Source organism: Labilibacter marinus, from assembly GCF_001659685.2.
Classification (GTDB): Bacteria; Bacteroidota; Bacteroidia; order Bacteroidales; family Marinilabiliaceae; genus Saccharicrinis; species Saccharicrinis marinus.
The window spans coordinates 1-24818 of the sequence record NZ_LXYE02000049.1; the positions used below are offsets into that span (position 1 = coordinate 1).

Genomic DNA, 24818 nt, shown 5'->3' on the forward strand with positions numbered 1-24818 from the left:
ATGTGTCAGTTTGAAAGAACGCAAGATATGAACATAGAGAGTATTAAAAAATTGCTAGAAGAAAAATGGGAAATTAATCCATTTGATTTTTGGATACCGCTATCTGGAAAAGTCTTAGCCAATACTTGCTATTTTGACACAAAAGATTTTGAAAAATATTTTTCATTTAAGAATCTGAATTCAATTATTAATGAGAAACTTGATGGTGAATTAGTTGAATTAAATGAAACCAAAGAAATTAAAATTTACCCAACGTTAGAATTGCAAAGTTTTCCTGGACTAGATACTTTTTATACAAACGAAAATGTAGACTGGATTATTTACATTACTCATGAAAGCACAATTGCATTTGCTGGATTTGACCTAATTGGAAAAATAAAAGATCAATGGTTGGATTATAAGAAATATATAAATCCTTGGACTAATGATTATTTTGAAAAGGAGATTGTAAAAAAAAGAGCGAAAGTATGGGAAGCTATATCAAAGTTTTATCTGGACACAGAATTGCAGGATGTTGATTACAAAAACATCTCTTCAGTTTTCATAGACTCAGGCTTCTCAGTTAAAGAATTAATGGAAATTGACAAGTTCGAAGTATTTCCTACTCTGCAAAACAATCTGAATAGTACAACTGGAGAATGGAGTGGTTTTAACAAAGAATTGCTAATAGCAAATTGCTTACAGAATTATTATAAAAAAGACAGTTTCATATTTAGACTTACAGTTGGATTGAAAAACAAGCTCTTTTTTAATATGAGAAAGATTCATTGGGAATTAATAAATAAACATATAAAAACCAACACATAACAAAGTGCCATATTGCATAGCGGGGTTTGGTGGTTTGCCAGCCGCGGCTCTCGCATCTCGTTCAGTCCTATCGGACATGAACGCGCTCCGAAATCCGCAACGCAACATGCACCAACCGTTGTATGCAAGGCAGGATGAGCAACTTGATTAGAACTAATTGAATTGAAATTTGAAAAACCAGATAGAAAATATTGGCTCATTGATTGAAGGTTGGTGCAAGGAAAAATTAGTTTTTGCCCGCCCGCTTCTGCCTTTCGGGACAGTTGGGGAAGCCAACGCACATTGCACACATTTGCAAATCGCACTGGCTGACCCGCAAACCGAAATTTGCAAAAGAGTGCAATCTTTACCATCGCTCAAAACACTGCTAATATGAAACGTCTCTTTGCTATAGGTGATATTCATGGATGTTTTGATTCTCTGCTAGAATTAGTTGAAAATCAGATTCAACTTGATAAAAATGATAAGCTTGTTTTGTTGGGTGATTACATTGACCGAGGTAATAAGAGTAAAGAGGTTATAGATTACATTATTGACCTACAAGAGAAAGATTTTGATATAATTTCACTCATTGGGAATCATGAAATGCTACTTTTAGAAACTCTTGAGGATGAAAAGAATAAATCTAAATGGATTCAAAATGGTGCAGCGGAGACTTTAAAAAGCTTTGAGATTAAATCAATAAAAGAGATTTCCCAAAAATATTTAGATTTCTTTAAAAGTCTACAGAACTATTATTCATTTGAAGAATTCTTGTTTGTTCATGCAGGATTTAATGATAAAGTAGTTAATCCATTTCAGGATACTTATTCGATGATATGGAAAAGTCAAGCTACGTATTCTAATCCCCTACTTTCTGATAAGATTATCGTTCACGGACATAGACCAATTACAATAAAGCATTGCAAGAAACAGCTTGATGAGAATGCACAAGTAATAAACATTGACACAGGATGCGTTTACAAGGAAAAGGTTGGTTATGGAAAATTAACTGCAATTGAATTGTATTCAAAAATGCTATTCTCCATATAATTTTATATATTTGATTATTCTTAATTCGCGAATCGCGAATTGAAAACAAGCAATATGAAAAAGCATAATGGGATGCGCCCCCAAGACATAGTGGTTTTATTAAAAATTATTGCGTTAAAGCATGATAATTGGTATAACTCTGATTTAGCACAATCACTAAAAATTAGTCCATCTGAGATATCAGAAGTGTTGAATAGGTGTAAAATCGCAGGCTTAATAGATTCAAAAAAACGAAAGGTCAATATTAATTCCTTTATAGAATTTCTAAGCTATGGATTAAGGTATGTTTTTCCAACACAGCCAAGCGCAATTGTAAAGGGAATACCTACTGCACATTCAGCATCACCAATTAAAGAGCATATTTCTAGTGGTTCAGACATTTATGTGTGGTCAAGTGCTAAAGGAACTCATAGAGGACAAGCTATAGAACCTCTTTTTAAATCAATACCTCAGATAGTTCAAGAAGATAAATTATTCTATGAACTATTAGTTATTGTCGATACTATACGTGTAGGAAGAGTGAGAGAGATAAAGATTGCCAAAGAAGAACTTGAAAAACGATTAAAGCATGCCTAGTACAAATATTGAAATGCTACAAACAGTAGCTAATGGTTTAGGTGATTTAAAAGAAGATATGGTATTTGTAGGTGGTGCCGTTGCTGAATTGTATGCAAGCAATCCCGACATATCCGAAATAAGACCGACTCTCGATGTGGATTGTGTAATTGAATTACGTTCAAAAACAGCACATATAAAATTAGAAGAGGACTTGAGAGCTTTGGGTTTTGCAAACGACACATCAAAAGGAGCTCCAATTTGCAGATGGGTTTATCAGGATATTATGGTAGATGTAATGCCATCTGATTCCGATATATTGGGATTTAGTAATCTATGGTACGATGAAGGTATTGAAAACAAGATTTCAAAAACACTTCCGAATGGAACTGAGGTATTCGTATTTCCACCAGAATATTATTTAGCAGCAAAGTTTGAAGCTCATAAAGGGCGTGGTGGAAATGATTTAAGACAAAGCCATGATTTTGAAGATATCATTTACATATTAGATAATTGCTCTGATATTCTTGATAATATTTCAAACACAAATGAATCTGTGAAAGCATATTTAAAAGAGGAATGCACCAAACTATTGGAAAATGAAGGACTAACGGAGGGCATTGAAAGTGCTTTACCTTACGGCTCAGAGGAAGAAGCTACTGAAATTATTATAGAATTAATCCAAAGTATTGCAGATATTGAATAATGGAGAAAGGTAAACAAACATATAAATTACCTAAGGGATGGATTGAGGTTGAAATAGAAGATATTTCTCTTAAGCCAGCCCACACAGTCAAGCACATTTGCAATTCGCACAAGCCGACACGCAACCAAAAATTGCAAAAGAGCTTGCCTGATTGCCACCGCTTTTTTGCCAACCCTAAAAACTATTTTTTTCGGAAACAGCAGTGCTTTGATTGAGCGGATTTTGGATTGTAGTAAATTGGTAACTGATTGACAATGAATAAAGCCCAGCATACAACAATAAATAAAAGGCATAGGGCGGAAAGTGCTATATTTGAGTTTAATACATTTAATAAAAATTGTAACGGTTTGATAGGTCTGTGTTCCAAAGTGCCCTACGACCTCATATTCATATACGTTAACAGCCATTGTGAGAAGTACTTCATATCAAAGTAAAAATGGAACAGGTTGACTTAAATAAGAGTCTTTTAAAAAGTAGGTTGATTTATAAGAATAAAAACTTTACGATTTTGGATATTTCCTCTTTTGCGATTTTACTAGTGATTATTGGGTTTGTCTTTTCATTAAAGTTATTTGAGAACAATTTGATTAAGTTTATAATAACATTGACATTGGTTGCTTTATTAAGTTCAGTTTTATCCGTTTTAAAATGGAATTATACTATGAGACTTGAAAAAATTAGTACAGCCAAAACTAAAAAGGAAAACAGACAAATAATAGAGAAATTCATAGAAATAAAAGGATTCGAATACAGGTACCATAATGATAATCATATCCAAAGTTTTCGTAGAAACAGGACTAATTGGTTTGGAATGGAATTAAACTTTATAATAAAAAACAATGAAATCTATTTTAATACTTATTATTGGGATTCAAAGTTTACATTGCCTTCATTTAGAAGAATTAAAAAATATATTAAAGAAATAAATGAACTAAAAAATGCCAGCGAGCAATAAATAGAACTATGAGTGGTCGGCACGACCCAGCGATGAGTTCCGGTTGAACTCTATCCCGGATTGTCTATGCACTTATCGAAGGTTATATGTGTTTTAGCATTAAATTTGAGAAGTATTCATTTATCCAATTATAGTATTAAGCCTATTGATCATTGATTTATTGTCATTTAGATTAAAAAAAAGACGTCAAAACTTACAAATAGGCGTGCACTATTGCATTCTCCATTTTCATGAAGTTACCTTGAGTTAATTTAAGATTATTGCATAAGCATGTAAAGTAATGATGGCATATGCTGTGTAGTCGATCTACTCCGAGGTATTGTTTTAATCACGCGCATCTTCTAAAATAGACATAGTTGAAATAGTTTTATTGCTTATATGCTTTTATCTACATTGAATTTAATATTCTGTTTTTTATGACCGATTGTAATTTGTATAATATATAAGCCATCTTCCAGTTCGGAAGTATTTATACCATAGAAGTTAATAACATTCCCACTTTTAAGTTTGTTGCCAGCCGTATTGTAAATATCATACTTAGCTGGGGCATGTAAATTATTAATGTATAATACCGAATTAGCAGGGTTAGGATATACATTTACTTGTGTATCCATATTCTGATTAACCGCAGAGGTTTCTGCTTCCTTAAAAGATATCCAATTTAAATTGAATAAGTAACCGCCACTGCCTGTAAATTCTAAAAATATATCATGTACGCCGCTAATGTTATTTATGGTGTTTGTTAGGGTGACCCAGGTTTGCCATCCGTTTGTATTTGAAATAGGAATAGTGCATACAGGAGAACCTCCTCTTGAGTCGATATATAAACTAATGTTACCTCCACTTGCATCAGATGCAACGCGAACACTTATTTCACTAACACCCACTCCAAAATCAATCTGACTAAACTTGATATAATCATCGTTTTCAATATAGCCTATGTTTTGCCCACCTTCATTACAGTTCTCTGCTTTAATGCCTGATTGAACATCAAAATCTTCAGCTTCAATCGTTGATGTTGCAAGACGCAATGGAGGGCTATAGTTACAAATAGCCACAATCTCGTCTCCGTTTTCTATATCAGTGATCTCATCTACAGCTGCACCATTTAGCTGCCAACCTACAAATTCATGATTCACCAAAGTTTCAATGGTGAAATTATAGGATTCAGAAGCTGAGAATGGCAATGTTTTAGTCATGTTTGATTCATCACAAACTACTGAATTATTCATTTTTATTATCCCATTACCTGTACCGTTTTTTGAAATAATAATTGAATTTTGTTTTACAAATTGAACCCAATTCAATACCATGATATTATCACTTCCTTTAAAAACACATACTAAATTATTGATGCCTGTTGGTTGCGTATTAATACTAGCAGATAGGGTTTGCCAACTTGATAATCCACCAGTATTAGGTACATCAATAGTGCTTAATAGCTGTCCCGAGTTTGAGCCCAGCCTTATCTCTATCTGTCCTCCAGAAGTATTGCTGGCTGCTCGCACTAAAACTTTAGAATAGTTTTCAGATGCAAAATCTACATCATTATACTTTATCCAACCATTGTTTCTTATTTGTTCTGTTTTAAACCCAGCAGGCTCATTGTCGCTTAAAACATTAACCTCTACATTACTCTTGTCCGAATACCTGTCCACCTGAATATTTTCCCAGGCTTTTCTTATGCCTATGCCGCGCAGTGTGGGGGTAACCTTTTGTATACTGCCATCTGCATTAAAAAACAACTTGTCAGCACACATAGATCGTAATGTTTTGTCGCTTGATAAATCTTCATGATGGTAAAAAATGTACCATTGGTTTTGGTATTCAACAATGGAGTGGTGGTTGGTCCAGCAGTCGGTCCAACGGTCCATAATTGTACCTTTCTGTGTAAAAGGGCCTAAAGGATTATCACCTGTAGCGTAATAAATCTCTTCAGTACCATGAAGATCCACAGGATAGGTGAAATAATAGGTTCCATTACGTTTAAACATAAAAGAACCTTCCTTGTATTGTGTTTGTAGAGAAGTAACGGTAATAGGGTTCATGTCTGGCGTAATCATATCCTCTTTCATACGCATCACCTTTAAATTTTCTCCTCCTCCAAAGTATAAATATGGCGTACCATCATCGTCAATAAACATACATGGGTCTATGCCATTGGCATGCTCTATAGGTTGTTGTACTGGAATATACGGACCTACGGGATCATCTGCAACAGCAACACCAATTTTAAAATCGCCTGGAAAATAGAAGTAATATTTACCATTCTTTGTATTACAATCTGGCGCCCACATGGCATATGAATCATTATCCACCCAATCTACATCCTTTTGGTCGAGGATGACACCATGATCTGTATAATTGATTAAATCGGTGGTAGAAAATACGTGATAATCTCCCATCATAAAACCATTTTTACCAGAAAGGCCATCGGACTCCTGAATATCATGAGAGGGGTAAATGTAGAGGACGTTATTAAAAACACGGGCAGTTGGGTCGGCTGTATATATATGGGTCACCAGAGGATTATCTGCCAATACATAATTACTTGAAAAGATAAGAGAAATAAATAGTAATCTACTCCAATTTTTAATAGAATATGCGATACTTTTCATTAGAAAAATTATTTAAAAACGAAGGCGTAAGTAAATAAAATTAATACGACTATAAGAGTTCATTTTGTCCGCTATTTAGGGTATATATTATCGCACAGTAGGAATATTCAAGCCTTGCCTGAACTAGAAAAGAAATATCGACACACTATCTTTGGAGCAAATACTTCATACTTGCTAATGTTATGGAATTGATCCACGTTAAGGCTTTTTTCAAATGTTACAGTTTGATGTGTTCAAACTACAAAAAGCCATCAGATAAATTACACAAGGTTCCGTTAAATTATGAGGTATGATTTTTTCTAATCTAATACTTCAATCTCTATGAGTTCGCAACTAACATCGTTTCTATGTATTCCCTTAACCTTAAACAGGGCATTGAAATGGTTAGAATTAGAAGGTAGTTGTTGGTAAAAAGCTTTGAGCCACTTTTTGTTGGTGAAATTTTTGAGCGTGGCAATAACCCCTATGTCGTTGTTTGAAATAAAATATAAGGTGCTTTTATCCTTATTTAAGGAATGATAAGATACCATAGCATATTCTACAGTATTGTTGGTATTAAAGGAAGTATTGTATTTTTTTTCGATACCATTCTTCGCATACTTAAACCCATCACCAAAAGTACTAAATACCTTACTATCTTTTAGAAACAGTGATTTAGAAACATTCATGGTTTTATACTGGCCCACAAAGATAATGTTGTGACTTTGATTGTCTTCATATTTTAATTTACTTTCAAATTGAAGCTTAAAATCGCTATTATTCGTATAAAACCAATGGCTTAACATCTTTATAGTAATTGGAGCCATTTTTGACATCATGGTGTAGTCGGCTGGTTTAATTAGAATATCAGGGTTTTCCTGCGTGTAGTTAATAAACTCGTTGTGACTATTGATTTTAGGATAAGTAACGCCATACATTTTGTCATCCCACACTTTACCAAAAACCATAAACTGGTCAGAAACAATAACCATATTTTCGGCCTGATTTTTAAAGTAATTTTCCCAGATAGGGCTTGGTTTAGAAATGAAGAATTTAGTAGATACAATGGCTATTACTGAAATTAGCAAAACTCCAACAAAGAGCTTTATATGTTTTACTGGAATAGTTATGGTTTCTGATTGGCTCTTTTTTAGTTTTTTATGTTTGCTAGGCGATATAAAACTGACATGATAACTTCCTTTTTCGATATGAAATATAATGGCTTCGTTTGTTTCTACTTCATCATAGTATAAGTGTAATTTACCACGTAATTTATGCATGTACGAACGAACTGTGCTATTGCTCTTATTAATAGAATAGTCAATCCCATACAGTTCGCTGCCAATTTTTATCTCATTTAAGTCTTCCTTATCAAGCGTTTTAATAACTAAGTATTTCAGTAATTCAATTAGAGCAGGAGAATTCATAAAAAGCTTATGAGTACAAATATGATTTAATGCCTCCTCAATATTCTTATTTTCCATCACCTTATTCATAGTCACAAAAATAAGAGAAATATCAATATAAATTAGTTTACTTGTTATAATCATTACCTTATATGATAGGTTCAGATAATGTGTGTGTTACGCACTTGTTTTAACAGTTAATAGAACGTTGCAATAGCCGTTTTATAACACGAAACTATAGTTGTTTTTTGATACGCCACATTAGATACCATACTATTGTGTAAAACATTAAAAGCGGTAAAAATGAAGCATGTTCTATTCATCTACCTCGTTTTATTAATGACGAATGGTTTATTGGCACAAAAAAAAATATACAAAGAAAACTGGGAATCTCTTTCAGTACACAACGAATCACCAGAGTGGTTTTCTGATGCTAAACTGGGTATTTATTTCCATTGGGGTGTTATATCCGTGCCTGCATTTAGAACAGAATGGTATCCGTATTTTATGTACAGAGATACAAAAGAAAGAAAACATCACATTCAAACTTACGGAGAATTATCTAAGTTCAACTATCACGATTTTATTCCAATGTTCAAAGCTGAGAAGTTTGATGCGGACGAATGGGCACAACTATTTAAAGATGCAGGAGCTAAGTTTGCAGGCCCCTGTGCACAACACCACGATGGTTTTGCTATGTGGGATAGTGAAGTAAATCCTTGGAATGCTGCTGATAAAGGTCCCCAGAAAGACATCACAGGATATTTGGAGAAAGCGATTAAAGGTAACGATATGAAATTCATAACAACCTTTCATCACGCCCGTAATTTACAACGTCATGGAGGTGATACTGCAAAGTTTGCTACCTACCATAGTCACTTTGCTCATGTTCCAGGAACCGCAACAGCATCAACAGACCCTGAGCTGGCTAAACTATACGGAAATATGCCCGCTGATGAGTTTCATGAGTATTGGTTTGCCCAAATAAAAGAAGTAATAGACCAATATTCACCTGATATTGTTTGGTTTGATGTTTGGCTTAAGCTCATACCGGTAGAGTATCGCAAAAAATTTGCTGCATACTATTTAAATGCAGCAAAAAAAACGAATCAAGATGTGGTAATTGCCTATAAACAAGCTGCTATTCCTAAAACCGTTGGGGTGCTCGATATCGAACAAGGAGGCAAAAAAGATTTATCTGAAACGGTGTGGTTAACCGATGTAACCCTAACCCACAAATCATGGAGCCATGTGGAGGGCGACAGTTATTACTCACCTGAACTTCTTATAAGAAACTTTATAGATGTTTGGAGCAAGAACGGTGTGGTTCTTTTAAATATAGCGCCACGAGCAGATGGTGTTATAAATAAGGAGCAACGCGATATTTTAATTCGCATTGGGCAATGGATGAAAAAAAATAGTGAAGCAGTATATGAAACTCGCCCATTTACCACCAATGGTTTTGGATATGCTAAAGCTGTCGATGGTACACATGGCGGGCAATCGATTAGGGTTCAGTATACCCCAAATGATGGTCGCTTTATGGTGTCAAAAGATGGGAAGAATTTATATCTGTTTTTACTCGGCAAACCAAAACCTGGTACCGAGATTAAAATAAAAAAACTTGGCAAGCATTTATATTATCCCGATGAAGGATTAAGTAAGATCACACACCTAGGTTCAAATGCAGATGTTAAATGGCATTTTGAGGACAGGCATTTTGTATTAACTATTCCGGATGCCGAAATGGATGATATTGCCAACGTATTTCGCATGACACTTAACAAATAAAGAGGTAAAAATGAAAATAGTATTCATAGTACTTAGTGTGCTTATCTTATTGGTTTCATGTGATAACACAACGAAAATAAAGGATGAAGCAAACGATGTTTCAATTCTTCCACAACCAAAGCATCTTCAAGTAGCGCAAAAAAAAGTTGTATTATCAACGGATAGTAAATTCTATTCACCTCATGCCGAGGTATATCCTCTGCTAGAATTACTATCTTCAGAAATTGAGTTGGTCACAGGGATTGGTTTGGCAACAACAACGTCAAAAAATAATGAAGCTGATATTGTTTTTAAAATGGACACTTCATTAATGCGCTCAGAATACCACATTGATATTAACGAAATAGTTATGGTTTCAGGAGGAAGCTATACCGCTCTGGTTTATGCCAAAAATACCTTGTTGCATATGGTCAAGATGAGTGAAAACTCAGTGGTATTCCCAATCGTAGAAATAAGGGATAGTCCGGATGCAGCATATCGGGGTTTAATGATTGATTTAGCTAGGAAATGGCACGATGTAGGCACAATCAAAAAAATAATTAATCTGGCTGCTTATTATAAAATCGGATTTCTACAATTGCATTTTACCGATAATCAATCTTATACGCTTCCTTCAAAAAAGTACCCTAAGTTATCTACCGCCGAAAAACATTATAGTTATGCAGAATTGGAGGAACTTGAAGCTTACTCACAATTAAGAGGAGTCACCATCATTCCTGAAATTGATGTACCAGGTCATTCTAAACAGTTTACTAAAAAGTATGGGGAGATATTTGCCATAGAAAGCGATGAGAACAACCCATCGATTGTTAATATGGGTAAAGAAGAAGTTTATGAAGCGCTTGATGTTCTTATAGGTGAAACTCTATCGGTCTTTAAGTCTACACCTTATTTTCATATAGGAGGTGACGAAGCTAAGTTTAATGGCCTTATGGACGACCCAGATGTTCGGAAATATATGGTGAAAAATAAATTGGATATAGATGTTCATGAATTATTTAATCACTTTATAAACAGGATGAATTCCATAGTAAAAAAATATAATAAACAAATGTGCGTGTGGGAAGGATTCGGACCTGATGCAAATATTGAAATTTCTAAAGATATTATTGTATTTCCATTTGAAACAAATCGTTATCTTCCAACTGAATTAATAAACGATGGTTATACGCTTGTTAATGTGTCGTGGAAACCTCTTTATGTGGTTAATGAAAAGAAATGGGAACCAAAGACTATTTATGACTGGAATATGTGGCGCTGGGAAAACTGGTGGGATAAGGCTCCGTCCTTCGAACCCATTCAAGCCTCTAAATCAGATTTAGTTATAGGTGCTCAAATGTGTGCATGGGAACAGGCGCAGGAGGATGAAATTCCAAGCCTAAGAAAACGTCTTCCAGCCTTTGTTGAGAGAATCTGGAATACAGAAGAGAAAATATCCTATGATGAGCTAATGAAAAGAATGCTTTTCTTAGATAAGCGCCTTTCCATTCTTATTAATGATGATAGACAGGACACCTTATTGATAGGGCATAACTATGAAAAAATAAAATAGAATGATAAATAACGGTTTCTCCGAAGTCGAGAAAGTATATATTCAAAAGGCAGGAATTGAAAAAAATTCCACCGCTATACCATACATTACAGTGGATAATTTTCCTCAGTTGGGAATGTTTGCTGCATTGAGGTTTTTGGAGTGGGTTGCTGAAAATCCTGAAGGCGTAACTAGTTTGCCTACGGGTAAAACACCAGAGTATTTTATACGTTGGACGCAATTTTTGTTGGAGAACTGGAATAATGCAAACGGAAAGAAAATAAGAGAGGAGAATGGCTTAAAGGTGGAAAAGAAGCCCGATTTGAGCAAATTGCATTTTATTCAAATCGATGAGTTTTACCCGATAAGTTCGAATCAAAAAAATAGCTTCTACCATTATGTCAATGAATATTACATCAAAGGATTTGGCTTAAGCATAGATAATGCATTACTCATCAATTGTGATGAGATAGCGTTGGCAGAAGGAAAGACTTTTGCGGAGGTATTTCCTGATAGTATTGTAGACCTTTCGTTGCGCTATAGAGAAGCCAAAACAAAGCAAGAGAAAGAACAGCAGCAGTCCATTTTTATGATTGATGACTGGTGTGTGAATTATGAGCGTCAAATCCGGGAAAAAGGAGGAATAGGCTTTTTTCTTGGAGGAATAGGCCCTGATGGTCACATTGCTTTTAATACCCGTGGCTCTGACCATTTTTCAACTACTCGCCTGACTAAAACTAACTTTGAAACACAAGCACAAGCTGCTGGTGATTTAGGAGGCATTGAGGTGTCCAAAAATCGTTTGGTTATAACCATCGGTTTGGGGTCAATTACCTACAATAAGGATGCTGTCGCGTTGATATTTGCTGCAGGAGAAGCCAAAGCACCTGTAGTTAAAAATGCTTTGGAGAGTAAACCGTCTGTTTTGTATCCTGCCACGGCACTACAAAATCTGCCCAACAGTAGGTTTTATATTACAAAAAGTTCGAGTGTTAAACTGAACGACAGTATTGAAGCTTATTATAGAACAGGGGAGTGGACACAAGAAAAAACAGAAAGAGCCATTATTGACTTGTGTAAACGAATGAATAAGTATGGTCCAAAATTGGAGCTTTCTGATTTAAAATTAGATATGTATTGTCGTTTGATACCTAACTTATCAATAGATACTGTACAAGAAGTTATTGAATCGGTTCAGGCCAAAATATACAAAGGCTTAAAGCCAGAAAAGAATCAGGTTTTCTATCATACAGGTCCACATCACGATGATATTCAATTGGGAATTCAGCCACATGTAAACAGAACGTTGAGGGAGACATCCAATAAGTCCATCTTTTCAGTACTTACCTCTGGCTTTACAGCAGTAACCAATGGTTTTGTTATAGATATTCTTAATTCTACAAAAAAGCTTTTAAATCAGGGTAGGATTCAAATGATTGAATATGCTGACTTTTATGAATCGGGTTATCTATTTAAATGGGATAAAGATGTTTATCATTTCTTGTTGAATGTAGCATCTGAAGAACCATTGGAAAAAGTGAGAGGACTTTGTCATAGGGTGGTTAGGGCTACTGTGCAAATATGGGAGGTAAAGGATAGTGAGCACTTAAGAAATACCATCAACGCCATTCTTTCCAATATTAGAGATAGCTACGACGGACAAAAAAATCCACCTAACATACAGAAGTTAAAAGGAATGATTCGTGAGTTTGAGGAAGAGTTGGTTTGGGCTCATTCGGGTGTTCAGGTTAAAAACGTTCGACACCTTCGTTTGGGTTTTTATACAGGCGATATTTTTACTGAGCAACCCAACAGAGAGCGTGATGTGGCTCCTATTCTTGAAGAATTTAGAAAAGAAAAGCCAAGTGTCATTAGTTTGGCTTTAGATCCAGAGGGGAGTGGTCCTGATACTCATTATAAAGTACTACAGGCTATAGCCGAAGCTATTCGGGCTTGGAGCAAAGAAGAGGATTTGAGTCATTTGAGAATTTGGGGTTATAGGAATGTATGGTTTAAGTTTGCTCCTTCTGATGTTAATGTAATGGTGCCAGTTAGTTTGAATGCCATGGATGTTTTGGACAAATCATTTAGCGATTGTTACCTGAGTCAAGTAAATGCTTCATTTCCAAGTTACGAACTGGATGGAAAGTTTAGCACCTTAGCAAAAAATATATGGGTAGAACAACTAGATAATATTCAGTACCTCTTAGGAAAAGAGTTCTTTTATACCAATGCAAATCAAAGCATAAGAGCTAGTCATGGTTTAATTTTCTTTAAAGAAATGAATGTACAAGAGTTTCTGTTGCATGCTCGTGAACTGGAAAAATCAATGGAAGGGTAAGCTTCCCTGTTTTTAGTGCAGATTTAAAAAATAAATTATCTTAAATTTAATCTCATAAACGCATAGAATCAATATAAACTTATAAATGTCAACAGATATTCTAACTCATATACCTGATTTACTAACTAAGCCTCGTAAATTTTTTGCTGAAAATATATTAGGTAAAGAATTAGGCTTAAGAGATTTATGTTTATTGTGCCTATTGATGTTCCCAACACTTACAATTTTTCATTTGATAGAAAGTAAAACTATATCTAGACTTCAATTTGGTGTAGGTATTATAGCATATACAGCTTCGTTCTTAATTGGAACTATTCTATCATTTGTATTTCGAACATATTTCATTACTGCTTTACTTAACAAACTTGGATACAAATTAGATTATAAAAAGGTGGGAATGGTGGTAGGGGTTGCAATGTTACCAGTTATTGTAATGTTAGTTGTTCAGCTACTTATTCAATCTAATAATTATAATTTCTTGGTAGTTTATATTGCTAAAATCTGGAGCCTAACTATTATTTTTATTGGAATACATTCTATTTCTAAAGTTCGAATTTCAAAAGCGATTGTAGTGGTTGTAACATTATTAGGATTTGAAATAATGTTTAAATGTGCAATTGCAGGATTTGGAATATGACCACCTCGCATAATGATAAAGAAATTGATATTGACGATATTACTTATGTTGGATTTGATACCAGCTATGAGAATGAGTTGATTAAAAATATTTTATAACAATAAATATTCCTAAATTGGGGGGAATTGGTAAATTTTGAACAGTAAAGCATTTAATATACAAACTGGCGGTTTGATAGTGAAGTGCCTTAAAATTCTGCATAGCGTATTTTAGAATTGTCTACAAATTATTATCTTATTTTTTGCCTAATTTCCTCCTTGATACTAACAGCTCATTTTATAATTACTATTTGCCTTTGCTCAGTCCCTGCTTGAAACAGCATTGCAGTTAGTTCATAAAAGTTACACCTGTTATTCGCAACTATAAGGCAAAGCGTTTGTGTACATTTTGCGAACAGCTTGCGAAGAAGTGCGAAGTCGCCCCGAAGCTTTTGCGAAGCGGTCCCGAAGAAAAGTCACACAAAATGCGAAAAACAAGCAAAAGTGGAATGAAAATAGCCATTTTTGGTCCTAAAGTGGGATCAAAACCCTCATTTTGGCCTAAAAAGTGGAATATAGGGGTGTTTTAGGCTAGTTTTGTGTTCTTTTTTTAATGTCTAAAAATGCAATCTATTGCTATGTATATAGTTACAGGTGTGAAAAGTTACAGTAATATTACTGTAACTTATTTTGCGAATGACTTTCTGTACATTCGTTTATATAAATCCAACAGATATGATAATAAATGGGGAAGATAGGAAACAGATGGGTGCTCTTATTGCCTGATTTTTGAAATGAGTGAAAATAATCAGCTGATCAGTTTTGTAAGATGTATATTTACTATAGCAAAAAGAGTAAGGTTGTTTTCTGATCATTTATTTAATGAAGACAGTTATATATTCAACACCATTTCAGATGTTTTAAAAGAATGTTAACGCAAAAGAAGATATTTCTATTCTCGTTATAAAATGTTAGATTGTATTTTTAAATGTCTATCAGCACAGTGACTTTATAAAAACTTAATGATTTACGCATAATAATACCGTTGATTTTTAATTAAAGTGCTATCCGAATTTGTTGCAGACTATAATTTATCTATTTTTGGCGATTGTTACAAAACATTGATATAAGTCATCTTTTAATATGAAGACAGGAAATGAGTTTACCGCAGTAAAAATGATGAATGGTAACGAAGCCGTTGCCAGAGGAGCGTTTGAAGCAGGTGTGAAAGTTGCTGCCGGATTTCCGGGTACTCCTTCCACGGAGGTAATGGATTATACGCAACATAAATATCCAGAAATCTATTGTGAATGGTCGACTAACGAGAAAGTGGGTTTAGAAGTAGCTATTGGCGCTTCATTCGCTGGTTATCGGAGTCTGGCCATAATGAAAACGGTGGGTTTACACGTAGCTGCTGATGCTTTAGGAGGTGCTGCAGGTAGTCAGATAAATGGTGGATTGGTATTGGTTGTAGGTGATGATGTGGGTCGTATTGCAGGTGATGATTATAACGATGTTCGCCATTATGGGAATATGTTTAATATTCCGGTATTGGAGCCAAGTGACAGTCAGGAGGCCAAAGATCTTATGGTTAAGGCATTCGAAATTAGCGAAGAATATAGTACTCCAGTTATCTTAAAAATTACATCTGTAATATGTAAAACAACTAGTAAAGTTGAATATGACGAAGACTATACTTATCAAGTCAAATGCAGAGAAATATATCCAGTAAGTTTCAGTAAGGTTATAATGACAACCATTATGACTAAAGCTAAAGGTTCTGAACATCCAAAGTTGACCAAATGCTTTAATGACTTTACGGCTAATATGAAGCGCTTAGCTCAGAATAGCAATGACTTTGATATGAATAGGCTAGAGCTTAACGATAAAAAGATTGGTGTTATAACTGCAGGTACGCCATACTACTACGTTAAGGAAGTATTACCTGAAGCTTCGGTTTTAAAACTGGGATTGGTTATGCCACTTCCAGAAAAGATGATTAAAGAGTTGGCCGAACATGTAGATGAACTCTATGTAATTGAAGATGGCCATGATCTTCTGGAAAAGAACATCAAGGATTTAGGAGTTTCAGTAATTGGAAAAGAACTATTTCCTAAGTTTCCTGATATGATGCGTTTTACACCAGATGTTATTGAGGAAAAACTTGTTCCTAATGCACCTAAAAGAACGCCGATAGAAGGAGTTCCTTTCAGACTTCCGGTAAGTTGTGCGGGTTGTTCTCACCTTTTTATTTCGCAAATTTTAAGAAAACATAAAATAAAGGCTGCTGCCGATGTTACCTGTGGTTTAATCGGTTGTTTTCCTCATATGGAGTCCTATTCTTTACAAAAATGTATGGGTTCCAGTATTGCCTTGGCTCATGGATACAACATAGCTAAGGATCACAAGGAAAACTTTGTGGCTATGATTGGCGATGGTGGTTTTTGGGCAACAGGAATCAATGGATTGATGAACCTGATATTCAATGACAGTAAATCAACCGTAATTATTGTTGATAACAGCTGTCTTGCTATGACGGGGGGACAGAATGTAGCCTCTAGTGAGTTTGGGTTTAATTACAAACCTGAAAACAAACTGGATATTGCTACGGTATGCGAAGCCATTGGTGTTAAAGATATTGTTACTGTTGATGCTTACGAGTTTGATGATTTAGAGAAATCCATCCTTAATGCGGTAAGTGCAGAAACCAATTCTGTAGTCATTGTTAAAAAACCATGTGTTACAAAATTCAAACTTCCTAAAGAAACACCAAGTTACATTGACCAAGACAAATGTGTTAAATGCAGAAAGTGTATAGATGTTGGATGTTTAGCTATTGAGAGTAAAAAAGCAGAGGATGGATCGGTTGAGATAGTTATTAACCAAGATATATGTACGGGCTGTAGGCTATGTTCTACTGCATGTAAGTTTGAAGCTATAAAATCATAAAAATGCAGGACACAGGAAAAAATATTATAATTGCTGGAGTAGGAGGACAAGGTATTCTGCTTTTCAGTAACCTCTTAAGTAAGTTTTATATGAAACTTGGGTACGAGTTAAAAATATCTGATGTGATTGGCCTAGGTCAGCGTGGCGGGGGTGTTGAAAGTCATTTTAGGTATTCAGATAAACCTGTGCTGTCGCCGTTTATTAAAGCGGGAGATGTGGATTACGTCATATCTTTTGAGCAAACGGAAACGCTTAGACATTTGCATGGCTTAAAAGAAGATGGCGTGGTTTTTTCAAGTACTTATGAATTAACTTCTACCAGTGTAAACACCAGACTTCAAAAAGATTTGCCTGAGTCTAAAACAGAGATGATAAAACGCTCAGAGAACGAAACATTTATTGTAGATCCTGAAGTACATAAAAGTCCTGATTTTAATATCAACAAAATGATGAATGTTGTTATGCTTGGTTATTACGCTGAGTTCAGGGGCTATTCTCATGAAGAGATGATTCAAATTGTAAGAGAAAGTGTTCCTGAAAAGTTTGTTGAAGGAAATATAATAGCATACAAAAAAGGAACAGAGATTGCTAACGCTGAACTTGCATCCAGATAGTCATCAATCAATAATAGTTAAGTTGTAAGAGAAATGATCATGGAATTACCTAAAGGTGTTGTATTACTGGATAGTTTAGGTGATTTACAAGCTAACAATACAAATCCAATTCTGGTCTGCGGATCTCATTGCGGAGGTAATAGGGATTTGGCCAAGCACGTAAATAACTGCCATGTAAAAGTGGTTTTTTTGAACAATGCGGGAGTAGGAAAAAATCAAGCAGGAATCAGAGGTCTTACCCATTATGAGGCTGAGGATATTCTGGCTTGCTCTGTTAGTCACAATAGTGCTGAGATCGGCATTTCTCGTGATACCTGGCAAAGTGGAATCATCAGTCACGCTACACCTCAAGCTAAAGCTGCAGGAATTAAAATCGGTGATTCTGTAAAAGAGGCCGTTATCAAAATAGCCCAAATTGTTGAGCTCATTCCATCTACACAAAACGATAGGAGAATAGATTCTTATTCAGAGAGCGAAGCAAAGGATAACAAGGCAGACTTAAAAAAACAGACTCAAACTCAAATAGACGGAATAGATGTTACAGTTACAGATAGCATCACTTTTTTAAATGAGAGTAATGCTGATGATATTGTTGTGTGTGGATCACATGGCGGTTTAAGTGCAGGACATTATGCCCAGAAGCGTAAGGTTAAAGCTGTATTTTTTAATGATGCAGGAATCGGTAAAAATAGTGCAGGTATAAAAAGCCTTGAATCATTAACCGATGCAGGAATCCTAGCATGTACTGTTGACTGCATGAGTGCAGAGATTTTTAATGGGCAAGATGTACTTACTAATGGCATAATTTCTGTTTGTAATCAAATAGCTAAAGACAGAAACATCAAAGAAAAAATGACGGTGATAGAAGCAGTTAAATTGATACTCTAATAATGAACAAGACTGGTTTATCGAATAGTGAAAATAGTTACCTAAAAGAATATATTCATCTAATCACCAGTAGCCTGAAAAAGTTGGCTAATATTGAGATAGTTGACTTTTCATTGAGCATAGAAGAACAAGCCAAACAAGTTTTCAATTCCGATTACGTACTCTTAGCTCATAATGGTTCAAACGATCCCACATTTAACTACGCAAATCAAAAAGCACTTAGTCTCTTTGAAATGACTTGGGATGAGTTTACCAATATGCCATCTAAGTATTCTGCAGAAAGTGATGAGAGAGCTACAAGAGAACAATTTTTAGCTGAGGTTGCCGAGAAAGGATTTTCAAAAAACTATTCTGGTATTAGAATATCTAAAACAGGTAAAAGATTTGAAATAAGGAATGTAATCCTTTGGAATGTATATGATTCAGAGGGAAATAGAATTGGTCAAGCAGCTATGTTCGATAAATATGAATATTTGTAAACTCGCTTACATTATCGAGAAATGACTTGCTAATATACCATGTTGCTTTTGAGGTTTTATTGGTTTAAACAAAAGAATAAAATTAGCCTAAAGGATAAAAATGAATAATTACCTTTGGCCAGCATTTAATAACCGATATCACGGTTATAAGCCTCAAATACTTAAGCAATATATGCCTACCAACAAATACATTTATTCTTTTACCTACGACCTTACGGAAGGTGATTTATGCAAACTCGAATCGAAGTATATCTTTAATGAGGAAGAAAAGGATAAACTACTTTTATCAACTATAAAGGTAGAACCATCTAGTAGTGCCTTTATAAAAAGTCGCTTGGATGTTATGGAGGCTTCGGAGGATTATGCTGAACTGATTGTTAAAATCAAAAATGAAAATATACATATTGAAGGTTTTAAAGTAGAATATGTGGTGTTACATGGCGATACTACAGAATATCCTGTGCGATTAACAAAACTTAAAGACATTGGTTTCAGCATTGAAGGTACGCCCGATTATTATAAACCTACCGTAACCTATGGTTTATGTTACTTGGCGGGAGTTTGGTATTTTGGCATTTTAAATAAGGACGAATTCGATTGGCTTAAGCACAAAGAAAAACCTTGTTCTTATAGTAACTCCATCAATATAAATATAGCTAAGGCATTGATCAATATTGCTGCAGAAAGGGATAAAGAGAGAACTTTGTTGGATGCCTGTTGCGGGGTAGGTACCATCATGTTAGAAGCTTGTTTTGCTGGAGTAGATATTGAAGGTTGCGATATTAATGCAAAAATATGTAGGCATGTACGTAAGAATTTAGCTCATTTTAATTATTCCGCTGAGGTTTATAATTCTGATATCAAAGATATCAGTAAAAATTACGATGCGGCTATAATTGATTTACCTTACAATCATTTTAGCTATGCCCATGATGATAGTATTGCTCATATTATTGAATCTACGGCTCATATTAGCAAGCGTTTGGTAATAGTTTCAATAGTAGATATTGAAGAACAAATAAGCCATGCTGGGTTGACCTTACTGGATAGTTGTAGTATCAAAAAAAGCGGCAAGGCAAAGTTTACCCGTAAAATATGGGTTTGCGAGAAGCATGTTTAATTAATACTTTGTTTGAGTATACAGTACCATAAGCCTTTTAAAATATTTTCTCTTGCAGAAGATGAAAGGTAATTTACAATTCCACTTTTAATAACTCAATGTAGGCTAATTTATAAGAACGTTCTCTTTCTTGTAATTCATCCTCAATTTGATGATATGCCTCTAGTTGATTAAAATATTCCAACACAGAAATATATCCCTCTTCTAAAGATGATGAGAGCTGACTTTCTATTTCTTCTTCACGAAAGCTATTCTTTAATAACTGCAGGATTTGTTTATTCTCGACTATTTCCTGATAAAGCTTTTCAAAATGCAGTTCTGCCAAAATACGTTTGTCTGCTTCGTAACTCTGTGCAAATGCTTTATTAGCTTTGGCTTGTTTTACAGTGTTTTTATTTTCCCATAAAGGAATAGACATACCTAACGCTACTCCATTCATAGCTATTGATTGGTTCTCATCTCTTCGGTAACCTATAGAGAACTTAGGCCAAGATTGTGCTTTTGCCAAGCCTATATTTTTATCGCTGATCAGATACATAAATATGGCTTCATTTACACCTGTATTTTGCTCTACCCATTTAGATTTTAATGATGCTTTATTTAAAGAATCATCTTTAAATACCATATTTTTTGAAGAGATAAGCTGCATAACTCCTTCTTGTTTATCAACATCTCCAATGTAATAGGCTAATTCTTTTTTCGCATTAATGAGCTCTGTATGGTATTTATTGACTTTGCTTTGCAGAATGCTAGCTTCCATGTTAGCCTTAGTTAATTCTATACCAGAAATATCTCCAAGTTTAAACTTTTCTTGCATATGCATTTTAATGTTTGATATACGAGAAGATCTTTCTTGATGTATGTTAAACATGTTTTTACAGTAAGTAAAATATACCAGCTTACTATAGGCCTTACATACTACATCACGCTTAAAAAAACGTAATGAGGTTTCAAGTTGATCTTGTTCTAATTTTGAGATGTGACGTTTATTGGAGTATACAGTAGGAAAGTCTAGCTCTTGGGTAATTTCAATTTCTTGATTAAAACTATCTCCGTTATTGGTTCTGCTGATTCTGGCTTCGGGATTTTGCGGGTTTAAGTTTACTCTTGCTACTAGTTTATCAGCTTCAATTTTCTCTTTATAAGCATTAAGGGTAGAGCTGTTGTTCTCGACTAAATCTATAAAGTCCTGATTAAAGGGTAATTCTTGAGCTTGACTATACATGTAATTTACACCGAGTATAAATATGGTTGTTATTTTTACTATATATCGCATATTTTATGTTTTATATTAAGGTATAATGAATCTTATAGGGTTACTTTGGCGTGGATAGTAGATTATCTATCCATTCGTTTTTCTCGTATCATAAATATGATAGGTAGTACAAATAAGTTAAGCAGGGTAGAACTTAGTAAACCTCCTAAAATTACAATAGCCATTGGACTTTGAATTTCGTTTCCTGCAGCATCAGAGGCTAAAGCCATAGGGATTAAAGCTAAAGCAGCGGTTAATGCTGTCATTAAAATTGGTATTAATCTATCACTGGAACCTTTTATAATTATATCATAATAATCAAGACCTTTTTCCTTTAAAGTATTATATCTAGAAACTAATAAAATACCATTCCGAGTGGCTATACCAAACAAGGTAATAAACCCTATGATGGCTGGAATGTTAAGTTCTCCAAAAGTCATCCAAATAGCCATAACACCACCTATTAATGCCAAGGGAAGATTCAATAATATAATGGCTGTTGTTGTAGTGTTTCTAAACTCCTGATACAAGAGCAAAAAAATAATAAGTAAGGCAAATATGGAGGCTATCCAAAGTGTTCTGGAAGCTTTTTCTTCACTTTTAAACTGACCTCCATATTCAATAAAGTATCCGTCAGGTATATTTACTTTAGATGCAATTTTACTTTGAATGTCTAATACCACGCTGTGCACATCTCGCTCAGCTACATTGGCAGATACCACCAACTTGCGCCTAACATTTTCGCGGTTAATTACATTTGGACCAGATGATGATTTTACCTCTGCGACATAACGTAAAGGAACAGATTTTCCTGAAGCAGTAAATATCCGTGCATTTTTTATCTGCTCCATATTGTTTCTAAAAGATTTCTTAAAACGAACTTGCAAATCAAACATTCGTTCCTTTTCAAATACCGATGCAACAATATTTCCACCAAAGCCAGTTTCAATAAAGTTATTAAACTCGTTCATACTTATGCCATAACTATTTAAATTATGCTCTTTAGGTATGATTTTAATTTGAGAAACATTTACCTGCTGCTCGACGGCTATATCAACAGCTCCTTCTACGTCTGAAATAGATTTTTTTATTTCTTCTCCTAAAACATGTAGTTTCTCCACCTCAGGGCCGAAAAGTTTAATGGCAATAACTGCTCTTGTGCCTGACATCATATGGTTGATACGATGAGTAAGGGGCTGTCCTAATTCATAAACGATGCCAGGAATTGTATTTAACCTACTTCGTACTTCATTTAAAAATGTCTCTTTATTCTTGTCACCTAACTGGTATGGCATATCAAACTCCATAGTATTTAAACCTGCTGAATGTTCTGCTAACTCAGCTCTTCCTAATCGCCCTTCAACGCTTCCTATTTCCTGAATAGACATGAGTACCCGTTCTACTTCGCGCATGGTTCTTTTGGCCTCAGGATATGATATGTCAGGCAAAGTTGTGACTACAATAGTAAAACTACCTTCATTAAACTCTGGTAGGAAACTACGTCCAAATTGACCTAGTATTATCATAGAAACCAGGAAAATGAATGCCACAGATATTAAAATGACCTTTTTAAGATGCATGGCCTTTTCTAAAATTGTACGATAGAACTGTATTAGCTTTCTTTCTACAAAACTTCCATTGGCATGTTTCTTTAGTAAGCGTTTATTGGTTAATAGATACACCTCTAAAACATTAGTTAATGTCATGGCAACCACTAAAGAAGCAAAGAGAGAAATTACGTAGGTAAATCCCAAAGGCTTAAGCATTCTGCCTTCCATTCCGCTTAGAAAAAACAAAGGAATAAAAGCTGCCATAATGATGAGGGTGGCATTTACAATGGATGAACGAATTTCTAAAGAAGCATTGTATATCACTTTTATCTGACTTTGTTGCTCCTTTTCAGGTTTTTGGGCATTCTCTCTCAGTCGTTTATATACATTTTCTAAATCAACAATGGCATCATCAACCAAAGAACCAATTGCTATGGCCATACCTCCTAATACCATGGTGTTAATGCCTAGTCCCATTAGTTTTAAGGTAATTACAGTAATTAGTAAGGAAACGGGAATAGAAATAAGAGAAATAATGGTTACCCTAAAATTCATTAAAAATATGAAGAGTATAATAGCCACAAAAATACCTCCTTCGAATAAAGCATCACCCACATTGCCTACAGCACTTTTTATAAAACTAGCTTGTTTAAATATATCGCGATGAATAGTTATATGACTTGGTAAATTTGCTTGAATATCGTCTAGTGTAGCATCAATTTTCTCTGTTAAATCAAGGGTATTCGTTTTAGGTTGTTTGGTTACTAACATTACAACAGCATCAAGGGTTTCGTAACTAGCGCCTCCAATGGTAGGAGCCGAAGCAATAGTTACCTCAGCTACATGATTGAGGCAGATAGGTTTACCGTTGGTTGTTTTGACTATTCTATTGCCTAATTTCTTCACATCGGATGTGCGTGCCATACCTCGAATAACATATCTGTTCCCATGTGCTTCAATAAAACTTCCAGATACATTCTTGTTTCCTTCGCTTAATATTTCAAGTAATTCACCAATACCAACATCGTAATACGCCATTTTATGTGGATCAATATTGACCTGGTACTGCTTTTTTTCTTCACTATAGGTACTTACTTGAGCTACTCCTTCTATTGCTAGTAGTCTGTTTCGTATATTCCAGTCTGCTAATGAGCGTAATTCCATATTCGAAATAGAATCGGAGCTTAATGCTAAAATATAAATTTCACCCATGATAGATGATTGTGGCATTAAAGTAGGTTTACTAACACCATTGGGCATTCGGTCTGATACCATTTGCAGTTTCTCGCTTACAATTTGTCGGGCATTATATATATCCATATCCCAATCAAATTCTACCCAAACTAGAGAAAAGCCTTGAGCGGATGATGAACGTACTCTTCTTATTCCTGTAGAACCATTAACCATGGTTTCTATCGGAAACGAAATTAAACGTTCTACCTCTTCGGGTGCCATACCTCGCGCTTCCGTCATAACAACTACAGTTGGTGCGGTTAAATCAGGAAATACATCTGTATCCATGTTGGCGGCAGTATACACACCTCCTATAGAGACGAGGATGGCTAAAACCAATATGAATAACTTATTATTTAAAGAAAACTTGATTATATTTTTTACCATGACTTTG

18 protein-coding genes are annotated in these 24818 nt (G+C 34.8%); 14 read left to right on the forward strand and 4 right to left on the reverse strand.

The window, feature by feature from the left end; translation table 11 throughout:
* From A8L32_RS23670 to A8L32_RS19460, 5 genes are all read left to right on the forward strand, one after another.
* A partial coding sequence (locus tag A8L32_RS23670) for a DUF7079 family protein (protein ID WP_233145510.1) occupies positions 1-807 on the forward strand: 807 nt, incomplete at its 5' end.
* Positions 808-1179: 372 nt separating this feature from the next.
* Positions 1180-1839 (forward strand): metallophosphoesterase family protein, encoded by a 660-nt coding sequence (locus A8L32_RS19440; RefSeq protein WP_075591257.1) that lies wholly within the window; start codon positions 1180-1182, stop codon positions 1837-1839.
* A 54-nt stretch (positions 1840-1893) separates the two neighbouring features.
* On the forward strand, positions 1894-2415 hold the full coding sequence (locus A8L32_RS19445; RefSeq protein WP_075591258.1) for a hypothetical protein: 522 nt from the start codon (positions 1894-1896) through the stop codon (positions 2413-2415).
* Positions 2408-3100, forward strand: a complete 693-nt coding sequence (locus A8L32_RS19450) for a hypothetical protein (protein ID WP_075591259.1) — start codon at positions 2408-2410, stop codon at positions 3098-3100. Before A8L32_RS19445 ends, A8L32_RS19450 begins: the two co-directional genes overlap by 8 nt.
* Before the next feature lie 436 nt (positions 3101-3536).
* Complete coding sequence (locus tag A8L32_RS19460; protein WP_075591261.1) at positions 3537-4055, forward strand: hypothetical protein; 519 nt, start codon at positions 3537-3539, stop codon at positions 4053-4055.
* A gap of 374 nt (positions 4056-4429) precedes the next feature.
* On the opposite strand, the gene A8L32_RS19465 is transcribed toward A8L32_RS19460, so the two are convergent.
* Entirely contained in the window at positions 4430-6673 is a 2244-nt protein-coding gene (locus tag A8L32_RS19465; RefSeq protein ID WP_075591262.1) for a carbohydrate-binding protein, read from the reverse strand.
* Between the two features lie 299 nt (positions 6674-6972).
* Entirely contained in the window at positions 6973-8202 is a 1230-nt protein-coding gene (locus A8L32_RS19470) for a hypothetical protein (protein ID WP_075591263.1), read from the reverse strand.
* Between the two features lie 159 nt (positions 8203-8361).
* Here A8L32_RS19470 and A8L32_RS19475 point away from each other — a divergent pair, with 159 nt between their 5' ends.
* The 9 genes from A8L32_RS19475 to A8L32_RS19515 all read left to right on the forward strand — a co-directional run bounded on the left by A8L32_RS19475 (position 8362) and on the right by A8L32_RS19515 (position 20386).
* Positions 8362-9849 carry an alpha-L-fucosidase gene (locus A8L32_RS19475; protein ID WP_075591264.1) on the forward strand — a complete coding sequence of 496 codons (1488 nt, stop codon included), beginning with the start codon at positions 8362-8364 and terminating at the stop codon, positions 9847-9849.
* A 10-nt stretch (positions 9850-9859) separates the two neighbouring features.
* Positions 9860-11401 (forward strand): family 20 glycosylhydrolase, encoded by a 1542-nt coding sequence (locus A8L32_RS19480; RefSeq protein ID WP_075591265.1) that lies wholly within the window; start codon positions 9860-9862, stop codon positions 11399-11401.
* A gap of 1 nt (position 11402) precedes the next feature.
* Positions 11403-13721, forward strand: a complete 2319-nt coding sequence (locus A8L32_RS19485) for a glucosamine-6-phosphate isomerase (RefSeq protein WP_075591266.1) — start codon at positions 11403-11405, stop codon at positions 13719-13721.
* Positions 13722-13806: 85 nt separating this feature from the next.
* Positions 13807-14358, forward strand: coding sequence for a YIP1 family protein (locus tag A8L32_RS19490; RefSeq protein ID WP_075591267.1), 552 nt, complete (start codon positions 13807-13809; stop codon positions 14356-14358).
* 1121 nt (positions 14359-15479) lie between these two features.
* Entirely contained in the window at positions 15480-17285 is a 1806-nt protein-coding gene (locus tag A8L32_RS19495; RefSeq protein ID WP_075591268.1) for a thiamine pyrophosphate-dependent enzyme, read from the forward strand.
* A 2-nt stretch (positions 17286-17287) separates the two neighbouring features.
* The gene (locus A8L32_RS19500) at positions 17288-17899 is read left to right on the forward strand and encodes a 2-oxoacid:acceptor oxidoreductase family protein (protein ID WP_075591269.1); all 612 of its coding nucleotides are present in this window, start codon (positions 17288-17290) and stop codon (positions 17897-17899) included.
* A 39-nt stretch (positions 17900-17938) separates the two neighbouring features.
* Complete coding sequence (locus A8L32_RS23340; RefSeq protein ID WP_083631416.1) at positions 17939-18787, forward strand: hypothetical protein; 849 nt, start codon at positions 17939-17941, stop codon at positions 18785-18787.
* A gap of 2 nt (positions 18788-18789) precedes the next feature.
* Positions 18790-19266: an MEKHLA domain-containing protein gene (locus A8L32_RS19510; protein ID WP_075591270.1), complete on the forward strand. Its 477-nt coding sequence runs from the start codon at positions 18790-18792 to the stop codon at positions 19264-19266.
* Positions 19267-19366: 100 nt separating this feature from the next.
* Complete coding sequence (locus A8L32_RS19515) at positions 19367-20386, forward strand: TRM11 family SAM-dependent methyltransferase (protein WP_075591271.1); 1020 nt, start codon at positions 19367-19369, stop codon at positions 20384-20386.
* A gap of 73 nt (positions 20387-20459) precedes the next feature.
* On the opposite strand, the gene A8L32_RS19520 is transcribed toward A8L32_RS19515, so the two are convergent.
* Positions 20460-21662: a TolC family protein gene (locus A8L32_RS19520; protein WP_083631417.1), complete on the reverse strand. Its 1203-nt coding sequence runs from the start codon at positions 21660-21662 to the stop codon at positions 20460-20462.
* Positions 21663-21724: 62 nt separating this feature from the next.
* On the reverse strand, positions 21725-24811 hold the full coding sequence (locus tag A8L32_RS19525; protein WP_075591273.1) for an efflux RND transporter permease subunit: 3087 nt from the start codon (positions 24809-24811) through the stop codon (positions 21725-21727).
* Positions 24812-24818 lie beyond the last annotated feature (7 nt).